25 protein-coding genes are annotated in these 24786 nt (G+C 62.2%); 4 read left to right on the top strand and 21 right to left on the bottom strand.

The features are described from left to right. Nucleotides 1-38: 38 nt before the first annotated feature. The 8 genes from LDN82_RS02675 to LDN82_RS02640 form a co-directional block, all read right to left on the bottom strand. Nucleotides 39-1004 (bottom strand): fumarylacetoacetate hydrolase family protein, encoded by a 966-nt coding sequence (locus LDN82_RS02675; protein ID WP_224166272.1) that lies wholly within the window; start codon nucleotides 1002-1004, stop codon nucleotides 39-41. After that, complete coding sequence (locus LDN82_RS02670) at nucleotides 1001-2005, bottom strand: amidohydrolase family protein (protein ID WP_224166271.1); 1005 nt, start codon at nucleotides 2003-2005, stop codon at nucleotides 1001-1003. The genes LDN82_RS02675 and LDN82_RS02670 overlap by 4 nt, the downstream gene beginning before the upstream one ends. Next, a complete protein-coding gene (locus LDN82_RS02665; protein WP_224166270.1) occupies nucleotides 2002-3138 on the bottom strand; it encodes an FAD-dependent monooxygenase in 1137 nt (378 codons plus the stop codon). The genes LDN82_RS02670 and LDN82_RS02665 overlap by 4 nt, the downstream gene beginning before the upstream one ends. Before the next feature lie 29 nt (nucleotides 3139-3167). Further along, nucleotides 3168-4160: a cyclase family protein gene (locus LDN82_RS02660; protein WP_224166269.1), complete on the bottom strand. Its 993-nt coding sequence runs from the start codon at nucleotides 4158-4160 to the stop codon at nucleotides 3168-3170. A 13-nt stretch (nucleotides 4161-4173) separates the two neighbouring features. Beyond that, nucleotides 4174-5163 carry a fumarylacetoacetate hydrolase family protein gene (locus LDN82_RS02655; RefSeq protein WP_224166268.1) on the bottom strand — a complete coding sequence of 330 codons (990 nt, stop codon included), beginning with the start codon at nucleotides 5161-5163 and terminating at the stop codon, nucleotides 4174-4176. Between the two features lie 133 nt (nucleotides 5164-5296). After that, nucleotides 5297-6313 carry a VOC family protein gene (locus LDN82_RS02650; protein ID WP_224166267.1) on the bottom strand — a complete coding sequence of 339 codons (1017 nt, stop codon included), beginning with the start codon at nucleotides 6311-6313 and terminating at the stop codon, nucleotides 5297-5299. A gap of 98 nt (nucleotides 6314-6411) precedes the next feature. After that, nucleotides 6412-7194, bottom strand: a complete 783-nt coding sequence (locus LDN82_RS02645; RefSeq protein ID WP_224166266.1) for a hypothetical protein — start codon at nucleotides 7192-7194, stop codon at nucleotides 6412-6414. Beyond that, nucleotides 7191-8261 carry a Gfo/Idh/MocA family oxidoreductase gene (locus tag LDN82_RS02640; RefSeq protein WP_224166265.1) on the bottom strand — a complete coding sequence of 357 codons (1071 nt, stop codon included), beginning with the start codon at nucleotides 8259-8261 and terminating at the stop codon, nucleotides 7191-7193. The genes LDN82_RS02645 and LDN82_RS02640 overlap by 4 nt, the downstream gene beginning before the upstream one ends. Nucleotides 8262-8366: 105 nt before the next feature. On the opposite strand from LDN82_RS02640, the gene LDN82_RS02635 reads away from it, so the two are divergent. Beyond that, on the top strand, nucleotides 8367-9632 hold the full coding sequence (locus LDN82_RS02635; protein ID WP_224166264.1) for an ROK family protein: 1266 nt from the start codon (nucleotides 8367-8369) through the stop codon (nucleotides 9630-9632). Nucleotides 9633-9720: 88 nt separating this feature from the next. Beyond that, complete coding sequence (locus LDN82_RS02630) at nucleotides 9721-10593, top strand: ThuA domain-containing protein (RefSeq protein ID WP_224166263.1); 873 nt, start codon at nucleotides 9721-9723, stop codon at nucleotides 10591-10593. 52 nt (nucleotides 10594-10645) lie between these two features. On the opposite strand, the gene LDN82_RS02625 is transcribed toward LDN82_RS02630, so the two are convergent. Then, a complete protein-coding gene (locus tag LDN82_RS02625; RefSeq protein WP_224166262.1) occupies nucleotides 10646-11074 on the bottom strand; it encodes a hypothetical protein in 429 nt (142 codons plus the stop codon). Nucleotides 11075-11140: 66 nt separating this feature from the next. Between LDN82_RS02625 and LDN82_RS02620 the strand changes: the two genes are divergently transcribed. Then, nucleotides 11141-12211 carry a restriction endonuclease subunit R gene (locus LDN82_RS02620; RefSeq protein WP_224166261.1) on the top strand — a complete coding sequence of 357 codons (1071 nt, stop codon included), beginning with the start codon at nucleotides 11141-11143 and terminating at the stop codon, nucleotides 12209-12211. Nucleotides 12212-12457: 246 nt separating this feature from the next. Here the strand turns inward: LDN82_RS02620 and LDN82_RS02615 are convergent, their stop codons facing one another. Both LDN82_RS02615 and LDN82_RS02610 read right to left on the bottom strand, forming a co-directional pair. Next, nucleotides 12458-13096 carry a PIN domain-containing protein gene (locus LDN82_RS02615; RefSeq protein ID WP_224166260.1) on the bottom strand — a complete coding sequence of 213 codons (639 nt, stop codon included), beginning with the start codon at nucleotides 13094-13096 and terminating at the stop codon, nucleotides 12458-12460. 37 nt (nucleotides 13097-13133) lie between these two features. Next, nucleotides 13134-13595, bottom strand: a complete 462-nt coding sequence (locus LDN82_RS02610; RefSeq protein ID WP_224166259.1) for a helix-turn-helix domain-containing protein — start codon at nucleotides 13593-13595, stop codon at nucleotides 13134-13136. A gap of 229 nt (nucleotides 13596-13824) precedes the next feature. On the opposite strand from LDN82_RS02610, the gene LDN82_RS02605 reads away from it, so the two are divergent. Next, on the top strand, nucleotides 13825-15426 hold the full coding sequence (locus LDN82_RS02605) for a HAMP domain-containing sensor histidine kinase (protein WP_224166258.1): 1602 nt from the start codon (nucleotides 13825-13827) through the stop codon (nucleotides 15424-15426). An 86-nt stretch (nucleotides 15427-15512) separates the two neighbouring features. On the opposite strand, the gene LDN82_RS02600 is transcribed toward LDN82_RS02605, so the two are convergent. The 10 genes from LDN82_RS02600 to LDN82_RS02555 are packed head-to-tail and all read right to left on the bottom strand — an operon-like array spanning nucleotide 15513 to nucleotide 24785. Continuing rightward, the gene (locus LDN82_RS02600; protein ID WP_224094061.1) at nucleotides 15513-16517 is read right to left on the bottom strand and encodes a sugar phosphate isomerase/epimerase family protein; all 1005 of its coding nucleotides are present in this window, start codon (nucleotides 16515-16517) and stop codon (nucleotides 15513-15515) included. A 28-nt stretch (nucleotides 16518-16545) separates the two neighbouring features. After that, nucleotides 16546-17730, bottom strand: a complete 1185-nt coding sequence (locus tag LDN82_RS02595; protein ID WP_224166257.1) for a Gfo/Idh/MocA family oxidoreductase — start codon at nucleotides 17728-17730, stop codon at nucleotides 16546-16548. Then, complete coding sequence (locus tag LDN82_RS02590; protein WP_224166256.1) at nucleotides 17727-18125, bottom strand: DUF6379 domain-containing protein; 399 nt, start codon at nucleotides 18123-18125, stop codon at nucleotides 17727-17729. The genes LDN82_RS02595 and LDN82_RS02590 overlap by 4 nt, the downstream gene beginning before the upstream one ends. A gap of 8 nt (nucleotides 18126-18133) precedes the next feature. Further along, entirely contained in the window at nucleotides 18134-18904 is a 771-nt protein-coding gene (locus LDN82_RS02585) for a nuclear transport factor 2 family protein (protein WP_224166255.1), read from the bottom strand. 10 nt (nucleotides 18905-18914) lie between these two features. Further along, a complete protein-coding gene (locus LDN82_RS02580) occupies nucleotides 18915-19940 on the bottom strand; it encodes a TIM barrel protein (RefSeq protein ID WP_224166254.1) in 1026 nt (341 codons plus the stop codon). 18 nt (nucleotides 19941-19958) lie between these two features. Then, entirely contained in the window at nucleotides 19959-21062 is a 1104-nt protein-coding gene (locus LDN82_RS02575; RefSeq protein WP_224166253.1) for a sugar phosphate isomerase/epimerase, read from the bottom strand. Next, nucleotides 21059-21454: a DUF6379 domain-containing protein gene (locus LDN82_RS02570; protein ID WP_224166252.1), complete on the bottom strand. Its 396-nt coding sequence runs from the start codon at nucleotides 21452-21454 to the stop codon at nucleotides 21059-21061. The genes LDN82_RS02575 and LDN82_RS02570 overlap by 4 nt, the downstream gene beginning before the upstream one ends. Nucleotides 21455-21506: 52 nt before the next feature. Then, nucleotides 21507-23117: a GMC oxidoreductase gene (locus LDN82_RS02565; RefSeq protein WP_224166251.1), complete on the bottom strand. Its 1611-nt coding sequence runs from the start codon at nucleotides 23115-23117 to the stop codon at nucleotides 21507-21509. Continuing rightward, complete coding sequence (locus LDN82_RS02560) at nucleotides 23114-23890, bottom strand: TIM barrel protein (RefSeq protein WP_224094047.1); 777 nt, start codon at nucleotides 23888-23890, stop codon at nucleotides 23114-23116. Before LDN82_RS02560 ends, LDN82_RS02565 begins: the two co-directional genes overlap by 4 nt. A 58-nt stretch (nucleotides 23891-23948) precedes the next feature. After that, nucleotides 23949-24785 carry a carbohydrate ABC transporter permease gene (locus tag LDN82_RS02555; protein ID WP_224094046.1) on the bottom strand — a complete coding sequence of 279 codons (837 nt, stop codon included), beginning with the start codon at nucleotides 24783-24785 and terminating at the stop codon, nucleotides 23949-23951. Between the last annotated feature and the right edge of the window lies 1 nt (nucleotide 24786).

Below are 24786 nucleotides of genomic sequence, written 5' to 3'. Positions count from 1 at the left end.
TCACACTTTGGTCTAAAAGCAACAAAAGATTGTTCTTCTTAGACTCTGGAGCGCGCGCGGTTTCGGTTCCTCGCTCGAGGCACAAGAGGGCCCTCGACGGCGGCACCCACCGTACCTGTCAACTCACCAATGCCTTCCACCACCATGCGCACTTCGTCACCAGCAGTGAGCGGTGCAGGGTTAAGTTCGCCGCGGCGACCCCACAGTTCACCAAGGCATCCGCCATTGCCCACGGTGCCGGAGCCCAGGACATCGCCAAAAACCACCCTCGAGTTCCTAGAGGCGTAGGAGACAAGTTCGGGGAAGGTCCACCCCATATTGGAGACCAGGTCCTCCCCCACCCGTTCAGTATTGACGAAGACCTCTGCCCTCAGTGCCAGGAATCCATCAGCGTCCACGTACGGTGCCAACTCATCTGCCGTGACGATCCACGGCCCAAGGCTGGTGCCAAAGTCCTTTCCCTTGGCAGGGCCCAGCCGGACCTTCATTTCCCTGGACTGGATGTCCCTGGCGGACCAGTCGTTCATGATTGTGTAGCCGAAAATAGCTTCGGCAGCCCCATCGCCCGAAAGGTTGGCGCCTCCGGGACCACCCAGCACGGCAGCGATCTCCAGTTCGAAGTCGAGTCGCTGCGTCACCGGCGGAATGACAGGCTCACCAGGCCCCAACACCGTGTGGGGATTCGTGAAATAGAACGTTGGCGCCTCGTACCACTCAGGCACCACTTCGCTCTTGCCGTCAACGGAAGCACTGACGCCTTCAACATGTTCCTCGAAGGCAACGAAATCCCTGATCGCCGCCGGAACCAACGGCGCAAGGAGCTGGACAGCGCCCAGCGGCCGTCCGCCGTCGTGGTTCACCCGACCGAACAGTTCACGGGCGCCCGCCAGACCGCGGGCCAGGACCTCGGCAACCCGCAGGCCATTGGGAAACGGTACTGCTTTGTCCCCAATGATGAAGCCCTCGCCAACTTCGGCGCCGTCCTGCCAGCGCGCAATCTTCATGCCCGCACCCGCTGCGCCAACAATGCCTCGGCATTGCCGGAAAGGATCCTGTCAATCACATCATCCGGCAGCCCTGCGGCGCAGACCTCGGCGACAGGGTCTTCCGGGCCCATATCGAACGGGAAATCGCTACCCATGAGGACCTGGGAGGGCCCCGCGACTTCCACGAGGTGGCGCAATGCCGATGGATCGTGGACCACCGTATCGAACCAGATCCGTCGCAAATAGCTTGATGGCTCATTACTGCAACCGTGGGCTTCCGGACGTACCCGCCAGGCGTGGTCGGAACGGCCGATGGCCGTTGGCAGATATCCACCGCCGTGGGCAGCGAGGATTTTCAGGCCGGGGTGACGGTCCAGTACTCCCGAGAAGATCACGTGCGAAAGTGCTACAGCGTTTTCGGCTGGCTGGCCCACGGTGTTGGACAAGTAGAACTTATCCAGGCGCTCATCCAGGCTGCAGCCGAAAGGGTGCAGGAAGATCACGACACCCAACTCCTCCACCCGCGACCAGAAGGGTTCCAGCCGTTCATCGGACAACTCGACGTCGCCGGCAAACGAGGAAATTTCGATGCCGGCAAGCGCCCTGCCGAGGATGGCGTCATCCACGCATTCCACAATGCGTTCCGGATGCTGCAGCGGCACCAAACCCAGGCCGGTCAGCCGCTCCGGTGCCTGGGCGACGTGCTCCGCAACCAGGCGGTTGGCCTCTGTGGCGGTCCACACGGCGAGACCTTCTTCGGCCCAGGGATAGAAATGGTTCGGGGACGCACTGACCCACTGATGGTCCACCCCTTGCGCATCCATGGCAGCCAGGCGGGCCTTCACATCTGTCAGCCGTGGGAACCGTTCGCCGATCATGCGTCCGGAAGCAGCGAGACTTTCGGGTCCGTTGCGTCGCGCCTCCAGGTCCGCCGCCGCTTTGAAGGCCTCAGGGGCACGCCGTTCAACCTCAGCCTGAAGAGAGGGCAGGAGCACATGGGCGTGAACATCGATCGTCATGCCGGCACCGCCATTTTCTGCGCAATGCCGAAGAGCAAGCCCGGGGCGTCTGCATCCTTCTTGCCCTCGATCTGCCACTGGCCCAGCTGAACGGATGCATCCACCACGGCCTGGACGCGCGGAACCCGACGCTCGTGGAAGCTGTCCCAGAGCTTGTCATTGAGGGCATCCGAGCCAATCAGCAATTCAGCCAAAACCACAGCGTCTTCGAGCGCCTGTGCTGCACCCTGCGCGATGGTGGGCGGGCAACTGTGGGCGGCATCGCCGATGATCACCACCGGGCCCCGGTTCCAGCGGCCGGGGACCAGGTGCTTGGTAAACCACGTGTAGTTGACTTTCGCAGCCGAACCCAGATCTTCGCGGATGGAAGCCCACGGGCCGCCGTAGGCCATGGATTCCCCGCGCATGATGTTTACGGCTTCCTCATCAGAAACCCCGAAACGGTCTTGCGCCTTCTCGACCAGGAACGCGTACATAGTGTCCTCGCCCGTGGGCGTGTATCCGGCAATGTATACCGGTCCGCCATAGTAGAGCTCACTGTGTTCCACTTCCTTGGGGCGGGAGACGAAGGTACGCCAGATGCCCATACCAGTGGTTTCGGGGGCGGTGTCGATGCCCATGAGTCCCCGAACAGAGGAATTAACTCCGTCCGCACCAATCAGGAGGTCGTAGCTACCCGCAGGGGCCTCGTTGACGAAGACCTCCACCTTCTGGTCATCACGGACATCAAATCCGGTGACCTTGGCTCCGAAGTTGACCTTCGCTCCGGCTTTTTCGGCGTGCTTCAGCAGGATTCCGGCGAGGTCGGGACGGTACATTCCCATGCACGCGGGGTAGTCCCGTCCCCCGGTCTTCACCTCGGGGAGTTGGGCGATGACGGGCGCATCGGGTCCGGGAGCCCGCAAGGTCAGCCCTTCGAAAGCCATACCCTTTTTACGCACGTCTTCCCAGACACCCAGGGAGTCGAAGACGCGCAGTGCATTGCCCTGCAGCGTGATGCCCGAGCCCAGGGCACTCAGTTCCGGCTTTACTTCAAAAACGTCGACGGCGACCCCCGCCTTTGCGAGCTGGATGGCGGCCGCCATGGCAGCAACACCGCTGCCGGCGATCGCTACCTTCTGGACTGCTGTCATGATTACCCCTTGGGTTGTTATCGGGTTGATTAGAGGATCGCGATGGGATTGATGGGCGAACCAACGGCACCTGTAATCGGCAAAGGAGCCGCGACCAGGAGGAACTCGTAGCGGCCGCGTTCACGACACTTCTCCGCGAGGCCGTCCAGGTCCCACAACTCACCTACCGTGAGTCCCGTGTTGGGAATGACCACCTGGTGAAGTGGTTGGAAGGCCGGAACATCAAACTCATTCGGACGGACTTCGAAGCCCCACGTGTCAGTGGCGATGGCCGCGATCTCGGTTCTGTGCAGCCAGCCGGCCGTCGTCAAGGAAAGTCCAGGCGCCGGGCCTCCGGCATAATCGCCCCAGCCATCCCGCTTCGCGCGGGTCAACTGTCCTGTCCTCACCAGCACGATGTCGCCCGTGCCAACAACACTGCTGGCTCCCTGGGCTTCGATGCAGGACTCCAGATCTGCCGTGGAGATGGCGTAGCCGTCCGGCAGCTCGCCCGTTTCCGGATGCAGGTGACGGCCTAGATCCAGCAGGACACCGCGGGAGACAGGAGCTGCCGCCGCGTGCTCGATTCCGGTGACAAGATCGCCGTCGCTCGTGACGACGTCGCCGGCCCTTCGCCCGTTCCAGGCGGCACCGTGGTCAAAGATATGGCCTAGTCCGTCCCATTGGGTGGAGCACTGGAGCGGCATGGAAATGACATCATCCGCGCCGCCCAATCCGTGGGGAAAGCCCTGCGTGCCCCGCTCGGCATCCGTTCCGGTGTCCAGCATGGTGTGCACCGGGTTGGTACGGCGACGCCAGCCTTTTTGTGGCCCATCCATATCGAAGGGCTGCGATAGCGAGGTGACGTCGCCGTCCCGCACCAATGCGGCCGCTTGTTTCCGCTTGGCAGCGTCGATGAAGTTCAGCGTGCCGAGGACATCGTCTTCGCCCCAGCGGCCCCAATTCCGGTAGGCCTTGCCACGGCGGGAGATTTCACCTTCGGGGTCGGTGCGGTCCAGCAGGTCGGGATTATCCAGGTTCATTGCCCCGCCCACCCTAGGCTTGCCCTGCTGCTTGGCCGGCGACTGGCTCGGCGACGCAGCGCACTACCTGCGTTCCAAGGCCCTGGATAATCCCTGTCATGACATCGCCGTCCCGGAGCAGCCTTCCCCAGTGGGCACCGTTGCCCGCCGGGCTTCCCGTCAGCAGGAGGTCCCCCGGCAGGAGCGGCATATTCTGCGAAGCGGCAGAGACCAGTGCCGGGATATCAAAGAGGAGGTCATCGGTAGTTGCGTCCTGCATGACATCACCATTGAGTTCAAGCCGCACCTTCAGCTTGGCAGGATCCACGAACTGCGCCGGTACAAGGAACGGGCCTGTCGGCAGGAACCCAGGCGCGTTCTTGCCGCGGTACCAGTCCGTGCCAATTTCCTTCATGTCGCGTCGGAAAACCAGGTCCCGTGTAGTGATGTCATTGACCACCGTGTACCCGGCAACGTGCTGCATCGCTTCTTCGCGGCCAACCCTGAAGGCCTCTTTTCCAATGACCACAGCCAGCTCCAACTCCCAGTCGTGCTTCTCGCTGTAGCTTGGGAGAACCAGCGGCACGTCGTCACCAACTACACACGCAGGAAGGCCGATGAAGAAATAGGGCTCACCGTTTGCCTGGCGGTCGTCCATCATCTTGCCGGCCCATTCGCGGGCTTCCTCCGGTGTGCGGGGGTCGTTCTTGTCCGACCCCGCGACGACGAGGTCGATCACGTGCGTCCTGTAGTTGGCACCCGTTTGCAGCACTTGCCTGGGTTCCACAGGAGCCGTGAGAACAACGCTTTCCAGCGGAAGCCAGGGACCCTCGCCTTCGGCAAGCTTTTCCAGGCGGTCCCAGTCAGGCGTGGCCAGGAAGGCGTTGAGACCGGGGGCACCCAGCTCCTGCGGACCCAGCGGCCGGATCCGGTCACCGGCAATGAGCCCTGGCCGTACCTCGTCCCCGGCCCGGTAACGCGCGAGTGCGAACGGTGCTTCCAACTGGCCTGACGTCGTCGTCATGAACGTAACTCCCCTCGTGGACCGTCCTCGGTCCACTTTCATTTAATGTCGGAATTCGACATAAGTAAATCAGTTTGTGGTTATAGCGGTTATCACCGGCATGGATGCCCATGCCGGTGATAACCGTCAGGTTCTAGCCCTGGCCCTGGCGGGCGTAGGGGTTGAACAGGGCTTCCTTGATCTCCTCCGGAACGCCCTCTTCGGTGGCGCTGGGGCCGTCTGCCGGAGGGAAGGACTCCGTCATGGACATCGGCATGGCGCCGTTCCGGTACATGTTGTTCGAACCAATGGACGGGGTCCACGTGTTCGGCTCCCAGTCGGGAACGTAGTTGCGGTAGCCGCCCGTATTGAGCTCGATGCGAAGGGTTGACGGCTCCCGGTAGTAGAGGAAGTTCTGCTCGCCGATGCCATGGATGGAGGGGCCATATTCGATCGGAATGCCGTTTTCCATCAGGGTGTCCGCGGCAATCAGGAGTTCTTCGCGGGTATCCACCCAGAAGGCGTAGTGGTTGATGCGTCCAGCACGCGTGGAGCCGTCCAGGACCACGCCGAGGTCGTGGGACTTCTCGTTGGTGGTCAGCACGGAGAACACCGAGATGGGGGCCTCGTCCAGGACTGTCCGGGCCATGATGCGGAAGCCAAGAACATCGTTGTACCACTTGGCGAACCCGTCCACGTCACTGGTTGCGATGGTCACGTGGTCCAGCTGGCGGGGTGCGCCCGCCACCTTGCTGCGGCGCGCCGGGCGGTCCGGGTAGATGGAAAGATCCTGGCCCTCACCCTGGTATCGCGTAACGTCCCAGTGCAGTGTCATGCTGTGGCCCCACGGCCCCACGAAGCGGTAGCCACGGCCAATGCCATGGATGTCAGTCCATTCGCCTTTAGCCCCTGCCGCTTCGATGCGTCGCACCGCTTCGTCCAGTGCTTCGGCGCTGGACGTCCGCCATGCCATGGTTTCCAGTGCCGGCTCTTCGCCCGGAACAACAACCACGCTGTAGCGGTAGTAGTCGCCCCAGCACCGGAGGTAGACGGCGCCGTCAACGCGGTCCACAACCTTGAGCCCCACCTGGTTGACGTAAAAGTCAACGGAGGCCTCGACGTCGGGAGTGGTAATTGCTACGTAGGAGAGGTGGGAGAGAAGCTTGATCATCTTCGATCCTTTCAGTGGTCTGTAAATCTGCCCACATCAAGTCTCTGGCCCCTGCAGCGCATCAGGGAAGAGGATATTACCTATGCCGAAGATCAGTGTTACTTATGCGGTCCGAGGAGATGCGCAGCGAGGTCGTGATCGCTGAGGAGGTGTTCCAGATCGTCGGGCCGCTCGCCCGAACGGCAGGAATCCAAGGCCCTGCGGAGTGCCAGGCGCGCCGGCGTTTCGTACCGCAGTGGAGCCCGGATTGTCCCGTTGAAGGTGGCTGTCTCAAGGCGAACGCCCGCTCCAACCCTTCCAGACTCAATCTCCGAGCGGACCTCCCCCAAGGCCATCACCCGAAGCAGCGGATCACGCGCATCCCCTGTCAACAGCCGCACCCCGGCGGTCACAGGAACCGAGCCGGACACGCCGGCTGCCTCGAGGAGGAAGGTGCCGTCCCCACCGCCGCAGTAACTGAGCGGCCCTCCTGCCAGCACAGCGGCCCACCGCAACCCGTCACGCAAGGTCGCCCCCAGGTCCAGGGCAGGCGCTGCGCATTCCACCGTCACCATCGTCGGAGCATTTCCGGCCCGCGCGCCGAGGGCATCGGCAAGGATGTCCGCCCGCGCGTACGGCCTCTCCACAACCACGGGAAGAGTGACAGCGTCAGCCGACAGCGCAGACCCCGCCTCGGGAGGAACGCGCCCAGGATTGGAGACGACGACGGCCACCGCTCCCGCTGCCTGCGCTTCCAACAGCAATGTCCACCACGGACCTCCGCCCGGAATGACCACCACGGCGCCCGGCACGAGATCACTGTGACGTGCACTCCCGCGAAGCTCCGCAACGGCGGCCCGGTAATTCCGCGCCGTGGCCACAACGGCTCGAGCCCCACTCACTGCACGTCTCCTGTGGTCATCGCGGCGAAGACCGCATCGGCCAGCCCCAGCGGGTACAGGGCATCTGCCAGGATCTGGTCGTAGTCCACAGCAATGGTGCGTTCGAGGAGGTGCACGAAGTGCAGCCACTCCGCCTCATAGCCATCCTGCTTCACTGACGGATACTCCGTCCTGGACCCATCGGCCCGCGCCACACTGACACGGCCGCTGCCTGCATGGACGAAAGGAGGCGGGTACTCAAGATCCAACCGCTGCTCCGGCGAGGAAAACGTCACCCTCCAGAGGACATCCGGGCCCGCGGGCAGCATGGTCAGAGCCAACTGGACGTTGACGCCGTTTGCCTTGTACCCCACCGCGAATCCGATCGGCGGAACGAACCGGGCGTACTGGACGGCCTCTATATCCGGCGCGAAATGCCGGACCGCAGGAAGGTCGTGGACGGCAAGACCGGTCAGCAGCTGCTTCACGATGTGGGCGGCAACGCCAGGATCTGCGGTGTCGGGCCGCTCCCGGGCCGGGGCCTGGGCCTGGGCATGGGCCTGCGTCTGGGCCTGGGCGGAGCCATTCTCCGAGACCAGCTGATGGTAGCGGCCGTTCGGCGGCAGTGCCAGCGTGACTGCAATGGACTCAGGCCCCTCCTGCTCCTCCTCAAGCAGGTGACGTGCCAGCAGCCACCCGGGATCGTAGGCGTGATTGGTTCCGACCATCAAGACGGTGCCGGCGGCGCGGCAGGCAGCCACAACACCTTCCGCCGCCTCCTTGGTGGTGGCCAAAGGCTTTTCGCAGAAGATGGCTTTCTTGCCTGCCCCAACCGCCGCCATGATCTGGCGTTGATGTTCCGCCGGTGGACTGCAGATAGCCACAACCTCGACGTCCGGGTCGGCCAGCAGCTCCCCGTCCCCGGCTGACCAGCTGGCATGCAGGGGTTCAGCCAGTGTTCGTGCACGCCCGCTGCCGGCATCCGCAACGTGAGCCACCCGGAATTTATCGTCCAAACGGCCCAACGTTGGAAGATGAAGGGCCGCGACGCCAGGCCCGGCGCCCAGGAAACCCACTTTCCATGTCATGACGCGTACTCCTTTTGTCAGCATCATTCCTAAGTTCATTCGGTTCTGGCTATAGTGCACCAAATTCCGCACATTAGTGACCTTCTTGTGGGACAATTTTGAGTTATGACCACAGATTCCACACTCCGGTTCGGTGCGCAGACAGACGAAGTCACGAGCTTGCTCCGCATCGTCAACCTTGTGCGCACGGGGGAAGCAACAACCCGTCCCGAAATTGGCCGCGTTACCGGCCTGGGCCGGGGCGTGGTGACGCAACGGGTGGACCAGGCGATCCAGATGGGCTTCCTCGGGGACGGCGAGTTCGGCGCTTCGTCGGGAGGCCGCGCACCCAGGACGCTCCGCTTCCGCTCAGAGCAAGGACGGATCATCGTGTGCGCCCTCGGCGCCCTGCACATCAGGGTGGGCTACGCGGAGCTGGACGGAGACATCATCGACCAGAGGCACCGCGAGTGGGACATTGCACGCGGACCGGCGGAGACCTTGAAGGCCGCCATGGAGCTCCTGGATGACCTCCTTGGAAGCGCCGTGGAACTGCCTGTCTGGTCTGTGGTTGTGGGCGTTCCCGGCCCCGTTGACTTCGAGAGCGGACAGCCGGTGGCGCCGCCGATCATGCCCGGCTGGAACGGTTCGGACATCCGCACCCCCTTCGAGGAACGCTTTGACGCTCCGGTCTGGGTGGACAACGACGTCAACCTGCTCGCCCTGGGTGAACGGGCGCGCAGGCGCGACGCATACGCCGACCTCATCTACTGCAAGATCGGATCGGGCATCGGCGCCGGACTGCTATCGCAGGGACGCATTCACCGGGGCGCCAACGGTGCGGCCGGCGACATCGGGCATGTTCGTGTGCCGGACTCGGACGCACTCTGCCGGTGCGGAAAGGTCGGCTGTCTGGAAGCCGTCGCCGGAGGCTGGGCATTGATCCGTGATGCGGAACTTGCCATCAAGGAAGGCGCCACGGGCCCACTTGCCACATCCGTCGAGAAGGGGCAGCCCCTCTCGCCCGAGGGCATCGCACTGGCGGCCATCAGCGGTGATGCGCTGGCAGTGCGCCTGCTTCAGCGCTCGGCACGGGTTGTGGGTGAATCAATCGCAGCCCTGGTCAACATGTTCAACCCAGGGATCATTGTGATCGGCGGGGCCATGGCATCCGCCGGCGAGGTGTACCTCGCTGAAGTGCGGCAACGCGTTTACGAACTGTCCCTGCCACTGGCCACCAGGGACCTGCGGATCCTTCTGTCCGTGAACGACGAACGCGAACCCCTGCGGGGCGGCGCTGAGCTGGCGCGCGAACAACTCTTTGAGGCCACGTTCCCGCGCTGGTTTGCCCAAGGCAAGCCAGGCCCGATCAAAACCCTGACGTTGAGCTAGGCAACTTACGGCGGAAAACTTCTTCCTGATTCCGACTTAAGCATGTATCTTCGGATCATAAGTCGAGTCACGAAGGAGTGTCCCACGAATGCCCGCAACCATTAAGACGCTGATCATTACCGGCATGACCGATGTCCACCACGACTGGCGTCAGATCACCCCGGCGCTCAAGGCGGCATTGGAAGAAACCGGCCGTTTCGAGGTGCGTGTCACCGAAGAATTCCGCGGAGCAACAGCCGGCACCCTCAAGCCCTACGACCTCGTCGTGCTGAACTACTACGGCCGCCATGATCCTTGGCGCGACGTGCCGGAGGAGCGGTTCGGCCAGGCGGCAGAACAAGCCCTGTTCGATTTCGTGGCTGGCGGCAAAGGCCTCATTGCCTACCATCCGACGCTGGCCGGCGGGGTGGGCTGGGATCCCGAGTATGAACGCCTTCTGGGCGGTGTGATGCGCGAGGATACCTCGCGCCGGGCACCCAACAACGATTTTCTTATCCACACCGCAGAAGCGCACCCCATCACGGAAGGGTGGCCCAGCGAGTTCCCGCATTACAACGACGACCTTTACGTGGGACTTAAATGGCCCGAAGGCGTCAGGAAGACCATCCTGCTCAAGGGCTGGGACAACCCATTGCGCTACACGCAGGTGCCCGCGCAGTGGCGGAGCATGCCGGGCATGGGCGACGAGCATCCGGTGGCGTGGGCCGTGGAATACGGTGCGGGCCGCTCCGTCTCCATAGGTATCGGCCACAATGTACAGGCGATGAGCCACCCCGCCTTCCGAGCACTCTTCCCACGCAGCGCGGAGTGGGCGGCCACAGGCGAAGTCACTGTTCCAACCCCCGAGGACCTGGGACAAGCTGTGGAGGGCGGGGATTGGTGGCCCACAACGTTGGAACCCATGGTCCGCAAGATGTTCACGGAGTGGGTGGAGGCCGGAGAGCCTGCAACGCAGAAGTGACATGAAACGGCGGGGTGTGCCAGCCTGCACACCCCGTCCGTAAATCCGCTTTCTAGGCGACGTCGAGCGAGACTCCCCGCGGGACCACCTGCGAGGCCTGCAACATCGCTTCCAAGTGGAAGGGCAGGACCAGCGGCCCATCTGCCCCACCACGCAGGTACGGAACGATCAATTCGAAGTCCACGGACACTTTCCGCACGTTGCCACTGCGATCACGGAACCGGTTGACCGGGAACAGGATCACCAGGCGGTCCTGAATGAACCACCAACCAGACTCTCCCGCCAAGGCATCCGCGGGGATGGCCCGTTGACCCAACCTGACCCGCAACTCCCCTTCCGCCGGAGACCAGCCATCCACGGAGACGGAAAGGCCCCGGATAGAGGACAGCGGCATTGAACGAATCCATGGAAGGCCCAACCGAAGCTCAAATCCATCCGGACCAAAGCTCAAGGCATCCTCGCGCAGGGCGTTCTTCAACATCACATGCTCCTTTGTCTGAAAGTGACATAAGTTTGTCATTAAGATACTTATATGGAAAGGCTCCCCATGGAAACCCTCTTACCTTCGGGATGGACGATGGCTGCCAGCGCCTTCAACTGGACGCCGGAAATCATCGCATCCGAAAGGACCAGCGCCGAGATCGTCACCGGCATTGCCAAAGCAGGGATCGCCACAGTTGTGGAACTGGAACCCGGGCTGTTGTGGCGGACGTTTCCTGCCCCACAGGACCAGGAAGTCGGCGCCTTCCGCAGCGCCATGGAGGCAGCGGGTGGCAGCGTGAGCATCGTCGGCTGCAGTCTTGATGACTACTTGACGACGACGGCACGCCGCACCACCGCCCAGCGGCTGGAGTTCCTGGTACCGCAACTCAAAGCCGCCCAGCGCGTGGGGGCAACAGGGGTCCGGCTTCCGATCGGACAGGCCGGACCGGAGCTGCTCAAACTGGTCCAACCACTGCTGCACGACCTCGATCTTGTTCTCTTCGAGGAAATCCAAGGCCAACAGCACCCGCGGAATCCCCAGGTGCTGCGTGCCTTGGACCACATCTCGTCCCTGGACGACGATCGGATCCGGGTCCTGGTGGACATCAGCATGTTGATGCCTGCGCTCCCGGTGACCTATCTAGAGGAACTGGCAAAGGCCGGTGTGGCAGCGGACCTACTTGCACGGCTGGAGACCGATTGGAAAGACCCGGCGACCCACGACGCCGTCGTTACGGCACTGCGCTCAGATGTGGTTCCACCCGCGATCCACACTCTCTTCATGAACCTGGTGATCCGTTTTGGACGCAGTGACGCATCGGAACTCAAGGGAATCCTGCCGCTCGTAGGCGCGTTCCACCTGAAATTCTGGGACCTCCAGGATACTGACGGGCGGGTGTCCCGGCCGCTTCAGCAACTCGGCCGGCTCCTGGGTGAGGAAGGCTTTGCGGGCACGCTCACCAGCGAATGGGGAGGTCACGAATGGCTCCAGGACGATCCCACGGTCATGACCAGACGGCATCTGGAGCTTGCCAAGGACGCCTTGGGCACAGGCGCGGCCGCCGCGACCGCGAACGCCGCCCTGACTGCGAACCGCGATCTCATGACCAGCCTCAATACACTGGCCGAATCCTGAACGGACACGGAACTCCAGTCGTTCCGGCGTTGCTGCGAGCTCGAAAAAGGCCACGTAGAACCTACCGCTGAGACGGAAGGGCAGAAGCGCACACAAACCGTCAGCGTCAGCGGGCGTATCGCTGGCCGACACATGTCGTCTATGCTCGGACGCAAGCCAACGGGAGTTCAGCTGCGCAACAGGGTCAATCCCGACCGAAGCCGCGGGGGGACGAACAGGAGGCAGAAACTATATAGAACTGTGCTTCTAGCGACCTTGGGCTTTGACTAAGTCCTCACCAGCATCCGACGCACTCAGAATGCTCATGTCTATACGCTGCAAATGTTTCCGGACGCGGGTGGCAAACTCCGGCGCATCAGCATTTTTGAGCCGATGTGGCAGATCCACACCATCACCAGCAGAAGCTCTTCCATGGAAGTAGACAAGCTGCTGCTCGGTCACTGATCGAACGGCGGTAGGCGCTCCGTCATCTACCAGGACCAAGAAATCGTCGGGATGGTAGATCTCATATGGAAGATCGTCGCTGTCCGGAAAGTCTTTTGCGTTGGCAGTGACAACAATATCGACCGCACCGTGAACGGCGGCTGCGTGAACGTGGGCATCGCAAACATCGGGATAGTGCAAGGTGGCGTCGATCTCATAACCGGCGATCTGCCCACCGGTGAAAGTCTTCTCCAGCCGACGGCGCATGCCGCCAATCTGCTCATCAGCCCATAAAGGATGCTTCTTACGAAGGTTGTAGAGAGTCTCAGCCATGATGTCCTCCGTCCAAGACACGCTGAAGAGGCCGGGTGCTTCAATCTGAAGAAGGGCTATCCAATCACGGAGGGTTCTGGAGTAGAGGATGTTGGCGTCCAGAAGGACGATGGTGACCGCCGGGCTCATAACTGAACCCTACAGTCTCGACGGTCACCCTTCCGGCTTAGTCCTCCAGGTCAAGCTCGTCCTCGAATGCTCGAAGCTCATCAAGGCCTTGCCTGCGCACTTTAGCCCTGGCTTCTACGTATTTCTGAACATCCTCAGCGAGAATGCGCGTATGCGAACCAACCTTGTGGGAGGGCAATTCGTTGTTACGCACAAGCTGCATGAGCGTGGGGCGCGAGACGCCGAGCATCTTTGCGGCTGTAGTAGTCGTCAGTTCCTTGGGCAGGGTCCCGATGGTTACTGTGCCACCGCGTCCGATCACCTCGACAACCTTACGAAGGAGAGCAGCAAGCTCCGGCGGTACCTGTGCGGACTCGCCCGAGGTATCCTCTACGGCAAATCTGACTGACTTCCGGTTTGCGGTAGAACGTAATCTTTCGGTGAGCTGGCGCGCTTGTTCGCTCTCCTGCTTAGTCGTGGTTACGACGGTTTTCTCGGTCCGATCCAATAAGGCGGACATTTCGCCTCCCTCGGCGTACTTTCCCTAATATTCCCTAACACTAAGCCACTTGCACTTATAAGTGCAAGAAAGGGGAACCACCTAGCCATGCAGTTCCATCGGGTTGAAGCAGCGGTTTACACGCTGAATCCTGCACTTCCGCTTCCGCCGCTACATCTCCTGACTATGCTGTGGCTATCGACATCAAGCCTGTACTTGTGGGCGGCTTCTGGGGAGAGGGCTAGCGATTATGCAGGACACGTCCGTTTTTATGCCATTGGATGACTTCTTCGACAGAATCGGCCGACGCAGGGCCGTCGTCCTGTGCCAACTGCCGGTGACGCTGGCCATGGGCCTGATCGTCGTCTTCGCCATTCTTTTCAGTCCCGAAACGATGACTGACACTGCCTTTCAGCTCATGCTGGTGGTTCATCTGCTGATGCTCGTTGCCTGCCTTGCTGTTCCCTGGAACCGGCTTCCACCCGGGACTTTTGTGCTCATACCGTTAGTGGATTTCGTCGTCCTGGCACTCACCCGCGAGGTCGGCGGCCCCGTCCTGAGTGTCGTAACGCTGCTCATAGCGTTCCCGGTCATTTGGCTTTCCCTAAGCGCCAGCCGGACACGCCTTGTCCTGGCTATCGCCGGTCCCTTCTGCGGAATCATCGCCTCCCCGTACGTGCTGGGACACGAAGTGGAGCAAACCGAACTCATCCGGATGATTGTTGTTCCTGTCATCCTGGCCGGGTTCGCCGTGACAGCCCATCTGGTGGCAGGTGTCGTAGTCAAACACAGGAACATGCAAGACCTGAAGGACAGGGAGCTTGTCCGCCTGCACAAGGCCACACAGGATCATCAGCAACTTCTTGATGCCGTCCTGGAAACGGTGAACGTCGGCGTGTGGGCGATCGATGCCGGCGGCAACGACATACTTACGAATCACCGTCTGCGCGCGGACCGGAAAGCTGCCCAACGGATGCCTGGCCACAACCCGTTCACGGCTACGGATGACACAACTCAACTGCCCGATAGCCCAGTAGGGCTTGCCATGTCCGGCCGCAGTTTTACCAACAAGCTGATCCGTGTAGGCCAGGAAGACGAGCAGCTGGTCTTCTCGGTCGCGGCAAGACAATTTCATGACGACGATGGCCAGCTGAAGGGTTCGGTTCTGGCCTTCACCGACGTCACAACGCTGGTATCCGCGCTTGAAGCGAAGGACAAGTTCGTAGCAACCGTCTCCCACGAACTTCGAACCCCTCTGACATCCATGCTCGGCTTCCTTGAGCTCCTGGGAAATGACCCGAACCCGGGGTACCTGCAGGTGATCGAGCGAAACGCCCAACGCCTGCTGACCCTGATAAACGACCTCCTGCTGGTGGCGTCCGAGGACCTTGAGATCCGTCGCCGGCCGGCCAACCTCTCCCGTTTGATGGATGCAGCGGCCCGATCCGCACAGCAGGAAGCATCGGCCAAGGGCATCATCATCCATGACAACATCGACGCCGACCTCGAGGCTGAGGTTGATCCCGGGCAGTTCACCAGGGCCATCGAGCAGCTGCTCTCGAACGCCATCAAATTCTCACCGCACGGCAGTGAAGTCACGGTTTCCCTGAGACGGCAGAACGGCGGATTCATCTGTTCGATCAGCGACCAAGGCATCGGCATGACTGCAGAAGAACAACGGCAGGCATTCACCAAATTCTTCCGATCCGACCAAGCCATGAAGACCGCCATCCCGGGCGCCGGCCTGGGACTATCAATCAGCAAAGCCATCGTTGAAGCACACGGCGGACAAATAAACCTCGAAAGCAGGCCGGGCAAGGGAACCACCGTCACCCTGAACGTCTCCCACTAGCTGAACAAGGTGACGCGCACCGGATCCTTACGGTCACACTCCTGCCTGCGTCTGCGCGACCACACACGCGACCACAGAGGGGTCCCTTACTTGGTGCTGAAAGCGGCGTCGAAAGCCGCAGCGGACGGCTCATAGGAGGAGAGCTTCCTGACGAAGCCCAGCGCCTCGGGGGCACCGACCAGGCGATCCATTCCGGCGTCTTCCCATTCGACGGACAACGGGCCTTTGTAATCAATCGCGTTCAGCATCCGGAAGGCGTCCTCCCAAGGAACATCTCCGTGGCCTGTTGAGATGAAATCCCAACCCCGACGAGGATCGGCCCAGGGCAGGTGCGAGGACAGCCGGCCATTCCGGCCGTTGCCGAGGCGCTTCTTCGTGTCCTTGCAGTGCACGTGGTAGACGCGATCGCGGAAGTCCCAAAGGAATCCGACGGGGTCGATGTCCTGCCAGACCATGTGGCTCGGGTCCCAGTTCAGGCCGAAGGACTCCCGGTGGCCGATCGCCTCCAAGGTCCTCTGCGTGGTCCAGTAGTCGTAGGCGATCTCGGACGGATGCACTTCATGGGCGAAGCGAACACCCACCTCGTCGAAGACGTCCAGGATGGGGTTCCACCTGTCCGCGAAGTCCTGGTATCCGGCGTCGATCATCTTTTCACTGGCCGGCGGGAACATGGCCACGTACTTCCAAATAGACGAGCCCGTAAAACCCGTGACCGTCTTGACGCCAAGCTTGGCGGCCAGCCGGGCCGTGTTCTTCATTTCCTCGGCAGCACGGCGTCGCACGCCTTCAGGATCACCGTCGCCCCACACGACATCCGGGAGGATCTCCCGGTGCCGCTGGTCGATGGGATCGTCGCAGACCGCTTGTCCCTTGAGGTGGTTGGCGATGGTCCATGCCTTAAGGCCATTGCGTTCCAGGACGTCGAGCTTGTCCTGGACGTAGGCGTCGTCGTCCCATCGCCACGGGTCAAGGTGGTCGCCCCAGCACGCGATTTCAAGCCCGTCATAGCCCCACTCTCCAGCGAGCCGGGCGACCTCTTCGAACGGCAAATCCGCCCACTGCCCAGTGAACAGGGTGATTGATCGTGCCATGTCTTTCGTCCTTCCTACGCCTGGAAACCTACGAATGGACCGGAACGTCGGCGGCGACGCGGGTCCATACAGAATCGTTGTTGGAGCTGCGTTCCACTGCATCCAGTACACGCTGGACCCGCAGGCCATCGGCAAATGTGGGGTGCGGGTCCGTGTTCCGGACAATGCCCTCCACCAGGTCCTTGACCTGATGGGAGAAGCCATGCTCGTAGCCCAACATGTGTCCGGCCGGCCACCAGGCTGCCACGTAGGGGTGCACGGGCTCGGTGACCAGAATCTTCCGGAATCCCTGCTGGTCGGCAGGGGCGGTCCGATCGTAGAACTGGATGCTGTTCAGGTCTTCGAGGTCGAAAGCCAAAGCACCCTTGTCCCCGGAAATCTCAATCGCGAGCGCATTCTTTCGCCCGGTCGCAAAGCGCGTGGCCTCGAAGGAGGCAAGCGCCCCGGACGCCAAGCGGCCCGTGAAGATGGCGATGTCATCCACGGTGACTTGCCCATACCCGGCAGCGGCCTTTCCGGAGAGCCCCGATCCGCTGCCAAGCAGCGGCCTCTGTTTGACGATCGTGTCCAGCACACCGGATACCTGTTCCACGTCCATGCCGGTGACGAACTCCACCAAGTCAATGGCGTGGGCTCCGATGTCCCCCAACGCGCCGGAACCCGCGTGCTCTTTCTGGAGCCGCCATGCCAACGGCATGTCCGGATCCACCAGCCAGTCCTGGCGGTACGAGGCACGGACGTGCGCGATCCGGCCCACCACGCCCTCGGCGATAAGCTGACGCAGGAACGTCACGGCCGGAACCCGACGGTACGTGAAACCCACCATGGCCTTCACACCCCGCGCAGCGGCACGGTCAGCAGCCGCAGCCATCGCCTCGGCTTCGGCCACGGTGTTGGCCAGGGGCTTCTCGCACAGGACGTGCTTGCCTGCATCCAACGCGGCAATGGCGATCTCCGCGTGGGAATCGCCGGGCGTCACGATGTCCACGACGTCGATGTCGTCGCGTGCGATGACCTCGCGCCAGTCCGTTGCCGATTCGGCCCAGCCCCATTTACTGGCGGCTTTTGCTACGGCGGCGGCATCACGGCCCACGATCACGGCCATCTCGGCGTCTGCCGGAAGGTCGAAAACCCGGGGAGCCGTTCGCCAGCCTTGTGAGTGGGCTGCTCCCATGAACCCGTACCCGATCATGGCCACCCGCAGGCTTGTCATGCGAGCACAACCTTGCGCTCTACCGCCACGCGGTTGCCCACGTAGTGCATGGGTGCGATCTGCATGTAAAGCAGGCGCAGGGTGAGGGTAACCTCGACGTCGATCTCCTCACCTGAGTCGGGCACGCAGTCCAGTGGGATGATGATGTCCGGCTTGTCAGCGACGAACCAGAGGGTCTCCCACTGGTCCGGGAGTTCCTCGATTGAATACGAGCGTCCCTGCAGCTCGAACCGCAGCGCAGACTTGGGGATTTCCACGCCGTTGACCGTGGCTGCGACGTCGTCGACGGCGGAGAGCCACAGGCTGCGGTACCAAGGCAACTGCACGGAGACAGAGATACCCTCGGGGTGCCGGCGGACGTCAGCGTCCTGGAAAAGGGAGTTGTGGGTTGCCATGATGATCCTTACTCAAAAGTCTCGGTGAAGGTTGGGTGGGGTATGGGCGGCTGCGGCTCCAGTGTCTGCCTGGCCGATGGGTTGTACGGGTGGTACTCGGCTGGCACCGGCTCGTCCGCAGGCGGCATGAAAACGGGTTTGCCGTCGTCGCCGAAGTACATAAGGTCCAGGGCGAAGGCGTGCTGGTTCTTCTCGGCGAAGCTGATCCAGTTTTCTTCGAAGGGCGCCCGAAGGAGTTCGTAGCAGCGGAACTTCCAGATCTTCCATTCACCGTCCTGGCGGAGGAAGTCCACGGCGTACTTGCACCAGACCCAATGGGCCCAGACCTTCTTGCCTTGTACTTCGCCTGGCGAGTACATGTAGTCCGGACTTTCCTTTGCCACCTCGGGATCCGTCAGCCCGGATTCGTTGCCGGTCATGATCCATACGCCCTTGGCGGTTTCGCCGTCGTCCGCGACCTCGATGACCGGGGTTGTGGTGTAGTGCAGGATCAGCTTTCCTACGGGATTCGGGCGGTTCCGGTGGTAGCGGATGACACTTTCGTAGTCCGTGTACTGGCCCGCGTTGGTGTACCTGGCGCGGATTCCGGGAGTTCCCGGCTTTACCCACAGGGGAATGATCTGCTCGTCCTGGAATGCGTTGTGCAGGTACATGTAGCGGTTGAAGAGGTTCTCGATCTCGCCGCGGTCGTTCGCGCGGCGTGCCAAGCGCCGGGCTTCCTGCAGTTCCATCCGGAGCTGCTGGATCTCCGCGCTGAGGTCAGTATCGATTGCTGGCATGGACGCCTCCCTAGGCCGGTACTACGGAGTCTTCAATGGCGCGCCGCATGAGTGCGTGCTGCTTCTTGACGAGGTCGATCGGGTCCGATTCGCCGAGGTCGGCAAAGGCGTGGCCCTCCCATTCGCTGGACAGGAAGCCTGTGTAGCCGCCCTTGACGAACTGGCGGACGATGCGCGGAATGTCCATGGCCGGCTCATTGCCGTTCTCGTCAATGTCGTAGAACTTGGCGTGCACGTGGAACATTTGCGGCATGATGTCCAACCATTCCTCGGGTGCCACCAGGCCATGCATGTTGAACGCCAGGCGGGTGAACGGCCCCAGGTTTGCGGGATCGAAGTTGTTGGAGCGGAGGTAGTCCTCGAATTCCTGGTTGCGTTCCTGCATCGGCAGCGGCTTTCGCCAGATGTCCTGCATGACTGCGAAGTGCTCTTCCGGCAGCCCCATTTGCGTGAGCGTCCGGAACAGCGTGGGCGACAGGCTGTGCATGGTCGAACTGAAGTCAGCCGTGAAACCAAGGCGGTCGCTGCCGAGTTCGTCGTACATCTCCCGGATCTGGAGGATCTTGGGGTCGTTCGGACCCTGGGGTGCGTGGATTTCGTAGCCGAGCTTCTGGTCGTACTTCTCAGCGAGGGGCAGCAGCCGGCGCAGCAGTTCCTTGCCTGCCGAACGGATGACGATCCTGTGGAAGCCGAGCGTGTTCGCGGTCTTCAGCTGACGCGCAAAGAAGTCGAATTCCTCGTCGGGAGTCATGTCCCGGTCCTTGCGGCGGCCCATGTCCAGGTTGGTTCCCACAGCGCTGGGCGTCAGCCCGTACCGGTCCATGCTGTCGCGCCAGAGCTTGACGAAGTCGTCGTCGACATCAGGGTAGGTGCGCAGCATCTGCGCGATGTTGAATTCGACGCCGGGACCGAGCCCTTCGTCGGCCACGGCCTTGATGAGCGTCTCGGGAGTGTAAAGGCCTGCTGCAAATTCAGAGGTCAGTGAGTAGAGGGTGATGCCAAGCTCGATGCCCGAGCCTGCGATGCCTGTAGACATGGTGGTTATCCGTTCTTATCAGCCGAGGACCGGCTGGGTGAGGTGGCTGTTGAGGATGCTGCGGGCTTCGGCAGGATCCGTGATGATCCTCGAACCGGCGTTGGCAGCGGCTGAACGCTGGATGGCCTGTTCGCCACGGATGATCTCGAAGGGGTCCTGCCAGTTGTTCCAGTGCCACCCCTCGTATTCGCTGGAAATCGCGCCGGAGTAGCCGTTCTCGACGAGCAGGCGGACGAGGTCGCGGACGGGAACGGAAGGTTCCTCACCGTTCTCGTCTATGCCGAAGAACTTGCCGTGCACGTGGCGGACGAACGGCATGATTTCCAGCCAGGTATCAATGGGGGCCGGGCCAAAGAGGCCGGTTCCATTGATCGCGAAGTCGATTCCCAGGTCCGGACGGCCGTTGCGGGCGGCCAGGCCAATGAAGGCTCCGAAACGTTCGCCGTGGGCCTTCTCGGTGGTGGGTGGGCCTTCTGCGTAGAAGCCGTTCCACATGGCCACAACCTGCTGGAGCAGCTCTTCGGAGGCGCCCCGGCGCCGGTAGGCCTCAAGGAGCGACGGCGCGAAGCCGCTGACCGTGGCACCCCAGTCGGCCGTGAAGCCAAGGAGCGGGGAGCCCAACTTGTCGAAGCGGTCGCGCAACGCAAGGATCAGTTCGTGGGCACCGTGCTGGTGTGCATGGACTTCAAGCGCCAGGGTGACACCGTACTTTTCGGCCACCGGCAACAGGCTTTCCATGGCATCGGGCGTGAGGGAGATTTGGACGCGGGCGATCGGGAAGCCCAGCCTGGAGGCGACCTCGATTTGCTTGCGCATGTACTCCACAAGCTCGTCGTGGTTCATGAGGCGGTCCCTGCGGATGCCCGTGTCAACGTTGACGGCCAGTGAGGTGGGAAGCAGTTCCACTTCGGAAACGAGATCACGGAAGCGGCCTACGAACGAGTCATCGATCCGGTCCGGGAAGCCCCGCAGGCTTGAGAATCCAATGATTTCAAGACCTGGCCCAAAACCCTCTGCAGCTACCTTGCGGATCAGGCCGTCAAGGTCGTACTGCCGGCTATGGAAAGCGCGGGTGAAGCTGTAAAGGGTAACGCCCTGAATGGGAGTGCCGAGGCCGGTCATCGCCGTCCTACCTTCATGGTCTTGGTGTCGTTCTCTTCGATGTGCAACACGCCGTGGTCAGTGGTGATGTAGGGGATGTAGAGCTTGAGGTCCACCCGTACTTCGTGGTCCGCCTCCGGATCTGTCAGGGGCAGCTCGCCAGACAGAACTGCCGAATCCAGCGGAAACCACCACTCATCCGTCTCCTCCACCAGCTCGCCAAAGCTGAAGGTGCGGTTGTTCATGGTCCAGCGCAACGACTCCTCGGGAGCGGCCACACCGTCGATGGTGAGCGCGGCCCCGGCAATGCAGGAACCCGGCAGGGCCCGGTACCACGGGATACGGACTTCGACGGCGGTTCGGTCGCCTTCAGTGGTGAGCGTTCCCTGCTCGATCATGCGGTCGGCAATCATGGGATCTCCTTGTCTTGCTGCGGGGCTTGAGGCCTCCGCAGCGACTTCTTCCTTATTTAGTAATTCTATTGTCTGATTCTGACATAAGTAAAGAGTTATCCAGCTCTTCTGCGATTTTGCGGGCTCCACGCACGGCAAGGGCCACAGCGGTCAGCGTTGGATTACAGGCCGTCGCAGTAGGAATAACCCCGTTGCCGGCAACGAAAAGCCCCCCGGCTCCCCAGACTTCGCTATCCGGAGAGCAAACACTTTCCCCGTCGTCTGCACGGCCCATGCGCGTCGAGCCCTGATAGTGCAGTGATGCGCCCGGTGGCAGCGCGAAGGGACGTTCGTCCAAGGGACGTCCCACTGCCTTCCCAAGCCGCACAATCTCCGCCTTTGCCCGCTCGATCACCTCATGGTCGCGCTCCGTCAGGCGGTAATGGATGCGCATGGCCGGCATTCCGTAAGCGTCCCGGACGTCATCATCAAAGGCCACGCGATCCTCGCGCTGTAGATCCTTAGCGCAAAACAGCCCCAGGCCAACGATCGAACCGGGCACCACGGGATCGTCGTCAGCCAATGGCACCGGCGAGGCATCCAACTGCATAATCTGGCCGTGGAAAGGGACATCATCGGTGTACGGAACCCAGGCCACGCCGCTTTGCTGCGTGAGGCCGGCGCGGCCTGGCGGCGCTTCCTCCCGCGGCGCTTCCTCCTGCGCAGCTTCCTCCTGCGCAGCTTCCTCCTGCGCTGGGGCCGTGACGCCTTCCAGTCGACTGGCAAATACCACCTGCGGTTGATCATTGAGGTAGCGGCCCAGCGCCTTCGGCCGGATACCCGAAGCCCAGAGCAGCTGGGGGGTCCGCAGCGCATCCGCCGCAACCACCACGAAGCGCGCCGCGACCGTATGGCTCCCGCCAGTCCGGCGGTCCTGGACCTCGACGCCCGCAACCCTGCCGCCGTCGAGCATTACCTTGGTGACCAGCGACTCGTCGAAGAGTTCAAAGCGCGGATTCTGCCGGGTTGCCTCGCCCATGACGACGTCGGCACCTGACCACATGAGTCGGCCGTCGGCTTCGCGGTGGACCGCAAGGGGCATGGGCTGGACGCGCAGGGCGGGCTCACGTCCCTCGTCGACCACAGCCGCCAACCGCCCGCGGACGAGATCCGAGAAGGGAGCGCCGTCAAAGGCGTGGGTGGTGACGCCCAGGAGACGCTCGGCGTCGTCCAGCAATCCGTCCATGTCCTGAATGAAGCTGATGCGCTCCTTGCCGGAAGGGCGGGGGCACGCCGCAGTCCAGTGCGCCCCCATGCCACCGACGTTGCTGGACATTGCGGCAACGGGCATGCCGTCCTCGCCGGGGAAGGCATAGCCCTCACTGAGCAAGTAGGTTCCTGGCCGCGCCCTGCGTTCGCCGCTCTTCACGGCACCTGGCGAGTTCACGGTCGCCGCGCCCGCGCCCGGGCCTTCGGAAGCAAGCTGCGCGGCGGCGCGAACATGCTCATCAGCGATGTTCTTCACATGTGCGCCCGGAGGATTGCTGACGGTTGGGCCCACCTCGAACATTGCGATGGTAGCCTCAGGCGCTTCCTCGCTCAGGATTCGCGCATAGGCGGACGCCGTAGGACCGCTGCCGACGATTACAACGTCAACCGCCGGGGGGTAGGACCGCTGACTCACCGGGCGGCCACCAATTCCTGAATGCGTCGGACGGACTTCGCGGAATCGATGGTTGGGTAGTATTCGAGTCCGATCGGCCCGCTGTAACCGCTGGCCTCCAGGTCTCCCAGCCGCGCGTTCCAATCGATCGAACCGGAACCCGGCTCGCCACGGCCCGGGGCGTCCGCGATTTGAACGTATTTGATGAGGTCGCCCGCATTGGCCAGTTCCGCGGCCACATCCTCGCCTTCAACGGTGGAGTGGTAGAGGTCGTACAGGACTCCGAACCCGGGCGAATTCACGCCGCGCGCAATGTAGACTGCCTCCGACGTCCTGTCCAGGAGGGCCCCGGGATGGTCCACGCGCACGTTGACGGGTTCCAGGACCAAGGTGATGCCGGACCCCTGGATGTGGTTCACGCCCTTGGTGAAGATCTCGATGAGCTCATCGAGTTGGTCCTGTCGCTTGCGGCCGCCAAAGCCTGTTCCGCTTCCAACCACAATGCGTGGGCAGCCAAGCTGGCGCGCAACCTCGACGCCGGCATCGAGCCCCTCGTAGAAGGGTTCGTGGTTTTTGGGAGGGATCATGAACTGCATCCGCGGCTCCGCCAGCTGGGCGGTGAGCTGCACTCCGGTCTCCTCCAATGCGGCCTTCAGCGCGGGGATGTCCTTGCCCGTTGGACCCCACATCTCAACGGCATCGAATCCCGCCGCTGCCGCCGCACGCACACGATCAGCGGCACTTTCGCCTGCTTCAGCGAACAAAAGGTCGATATTCGGCGCAAGTTTAAACATGGTTATCTCCTGGAAGTAAGGGGTGTTTTCTAAAACATGGGGTGGTGGACGGCGTCCGTTAGCCCTTCAGGCCGCCGGAGAAGCCTTGGATGAAGCGCTTCTGGGCGAAGAGGAACAACGCGAGGATGGGAATCATGGAAACGATCACGATCGCGAAGATGGAGTTCCACTGCGAGACCAGGGAGCCGATGAAGTAGTACATCGCCACAGGCAGCGTCTGGTTGCTGGAGCCGCCCAGGAAGATCAGCGAAGTGAAGAAGTCGTTCCACACGATCAGTCCGGCGAAGATGGTCACAGTGCCCGTGGCCGGAGCCATCATCGGGAAAACTACTTTGGAGAACACCTGCGTTTTGCTGGCGCCGTCAATGGTGGCCGCTTCTTCGTAATCCGTACCCAGGCCGCGGAAGAAGTTGGAGTACAGGAAGATGGACAGGGGCAGGAGCATGCCCGTGTACAGGACGATCAGGCCCCAGGCCGAGCCCGTAAGACCCAAGGAACGGGCGCCCATGTACAGGGGAACCGCCCCCAACTGGCCTGGCAGGATGATGGCGATCAGGAACAGGTAGTAGGCGCCCTTGCTCCAACGGCGGGTAGACCGTGAAATGACGTACCCAGTGATGGACCCAAGGGCGATCAAGCCAAGGATGCTGCCAGTGGTGATGATGACACTGTTCACCAGGCCAAGCACCACATTTGAATTGCCCTGGGCAGTCAGGACGGCGGTGAAGTTGCTGAAGTCAGGGCTCGACGGCGGTGCCAGCGGCGAGGTCGTGTAGATCTCACCATCGGACTTCAGTGCAGTGGTCACCAGGAAGTAGAACGGGGAAAGAAAGAGGAGGGCCAATGCCCACAGACCGATTTCGCGGAGAACGGTGAGTTTTGTGTAGCGGAACATT

This window comes from Arthrobacter sp. StoSoilA2 (genome assembly GCF_019977195.1).
GTDB lineage: Bacteria > Actinomycetota > Actinomycetes > Actinomycetales > Micrococcaceae > Arthrobacter.
The sequence above is the reverse complement of the archived record's forward strand: the minus strand, read 5'-3'. Positions and strand labels throughout refer to the sequence as shown.

Excerpts from the sequence above, each read along its gene's own strand:
- LDN82_RS02675 (WP_224166272.1), bottom strand. The coding sequence starts at position 1,004 with ATGAAGATTGCGCGCTGGCAGGACGGCGCCGAAGTTGGCGAGGGCTTC.
- LDN82_RS02670 (WP_224166271.1), bottom strand. The coding sequence starts at position 2,005 with ATGACGATCGATGTTCACGCCCATGTGCTCCTGCCCTCTCTTCAGGCT.
- LDN82_RS02665 (WP_224166270.1), bottom strand. The coding sequence starts at position 3,138 with ATGACAGCAGTCCAGAAGGTAGCGATCGCCGGCAGCGGTGTTGCTGCC.
- LDN82_RS02660 (WP_224166269.1), bottom strand. The coding sequence starts at position 4,160 with ATGAACCTGGATAATCCCGACCTGCTGGACCGCACCGACCCCGAAGGT.
- LDN82_RS02655 (WP_224166268.1), bottom strand. The coding sequence starts at position 5,163 with ATGACGACGACGTCAGGCCAGTTGGAAGCACCGTTCGCACTCGCGCGT.
- LDN82_RS02650 (WP_224166267.1), bottom strand. The coding sequence starts at position 6,313 with ATGATCAAGCTTCTCTCCCACCTCTCCTACGTAGCAATTACCACTCCC.
- LDN82_RS02640 (WP_224166265.1), bottom strand. The coding sequence starts at position 8,261 with ATGACATGGAAAGTGGGTTTCCTGGGCGCCGGGCCTGGCGTCGCGGCC.
- LDN82_RS02635 (WP_224166264.1), top strand. The coding sequence starts at position 8,367 with ATGACCACAGATTCCACACTCCGGTTCGGTGCGCAGACAGACGAAGTC.
- LDN82_RS02630 (WP_224166263.1), top strand. The coding sequence starts at position 9,721 with ATGCCCGCAACCATTAAGACGCTGATCATTACCGGCATGACCGATGTC.
- LDN82_RS02625 (WP_224166262.1), bottom strand. The coding sequence starts at position 11,074 with ATGTTGAAGAACGCCCTGCGCGAGGATGCCTTGAGCTTTGGTCCGGAT.
- LDN82_RS02620 (WP_224166261.1), top strand. The coding sequence starts at position 11,141 with ATGGAAACCCTCTTACCTTCGGGATGGACGATGGCTGCCAGCGCCTTC.
- LDN82_RS02615 (WP_224166260.1), bottom strand. The coding sequence starts at position 13,096 with ATGAGCCCGGCGGTCACCATCGTCCTTCTGGACGCCAACATCCTCTAC.
- LDN82_RS02610 (WP_224166259.1), bottom strand. The coding sequence starts at position 13,595 with ATGTCCGCCTTATTGGATCGGACCGAGAAAACCGTCGTAACCACGACT.
- LDN82_RS02605 (WP_224166258.1), top strand. The coding sequence starts at position 13,825 with ATGCAGGACACGTCCGTTTTTATGCCATTGGATGACTTCTTCGACAGA.
- LDN82_RS02600 (WP_224094061.1), bottom strand. The coding sequence starts at position 16,517 with ATGGCACGATCAATCACCCTGTTCACTGGGCAGTGGGCGGATTTGCCG.
- LDN82_RS02595 (WP_224166257.1), bottom strand. The coding sequence starts at position 17,730 with ATGACAAGCCTGCGGGTGGCCATGATCGGGTACGGGTTCATGGGAGCA.
- LDN82_RS02590 (WP_224166256.1), bottom strand. The coding sequence starts at position 18,125 with ATGGCAACCCACAACTCCCTTTTCCAGGACGCTGACGTCCGCCGGCAC.
- LDN82_RS02585 (WP_224166255.1), bottom strand. The coding sequence starts at position 18,904 with ATGCCAGCAATCGATACTGACCTCAGCGCGGAGATCCAGCAGCTCCGG.
- LDN82_RS02580 (WP_224166254.1), bottom strand. The coding sequence starts at position 19,940 with ATGTCTACAGGCATCGCAGGCTCGGGCATCGAGCTTGGCATCACCCTC.
- LDN82_RS02575 (WP_224166253.1), bottom strand. The coding sequence starts at position 21,062 with ATGACCGGCCTCGGCACTCCCATTCAGGGCGTTACCCTTTACAGCTTC.
- LDN82_RS02570 (WP_224166252.1), bottom strand. The coding sequence starts at position 21,454 with ATGATTGCCGACCGCATGATCGAGCAGGGAACGCTCACCACTGAAGGC.
- LDN82_RS02560 (WP_224094047.1), bottom strand. The coding sequence starts at position 23,890 with ATGTTTAAACTTGCGCCGAATATCGACCTTTTGTTCGCTGAAGCAGGC.
- LDN82_RS02555 (WP_224094046.1), bottom strand. The coding sequence starts at position 24,785 with ATGTTCCGCTACACAAAACTCACCGTTCTCCGCGAAATCGGTCTGTGG.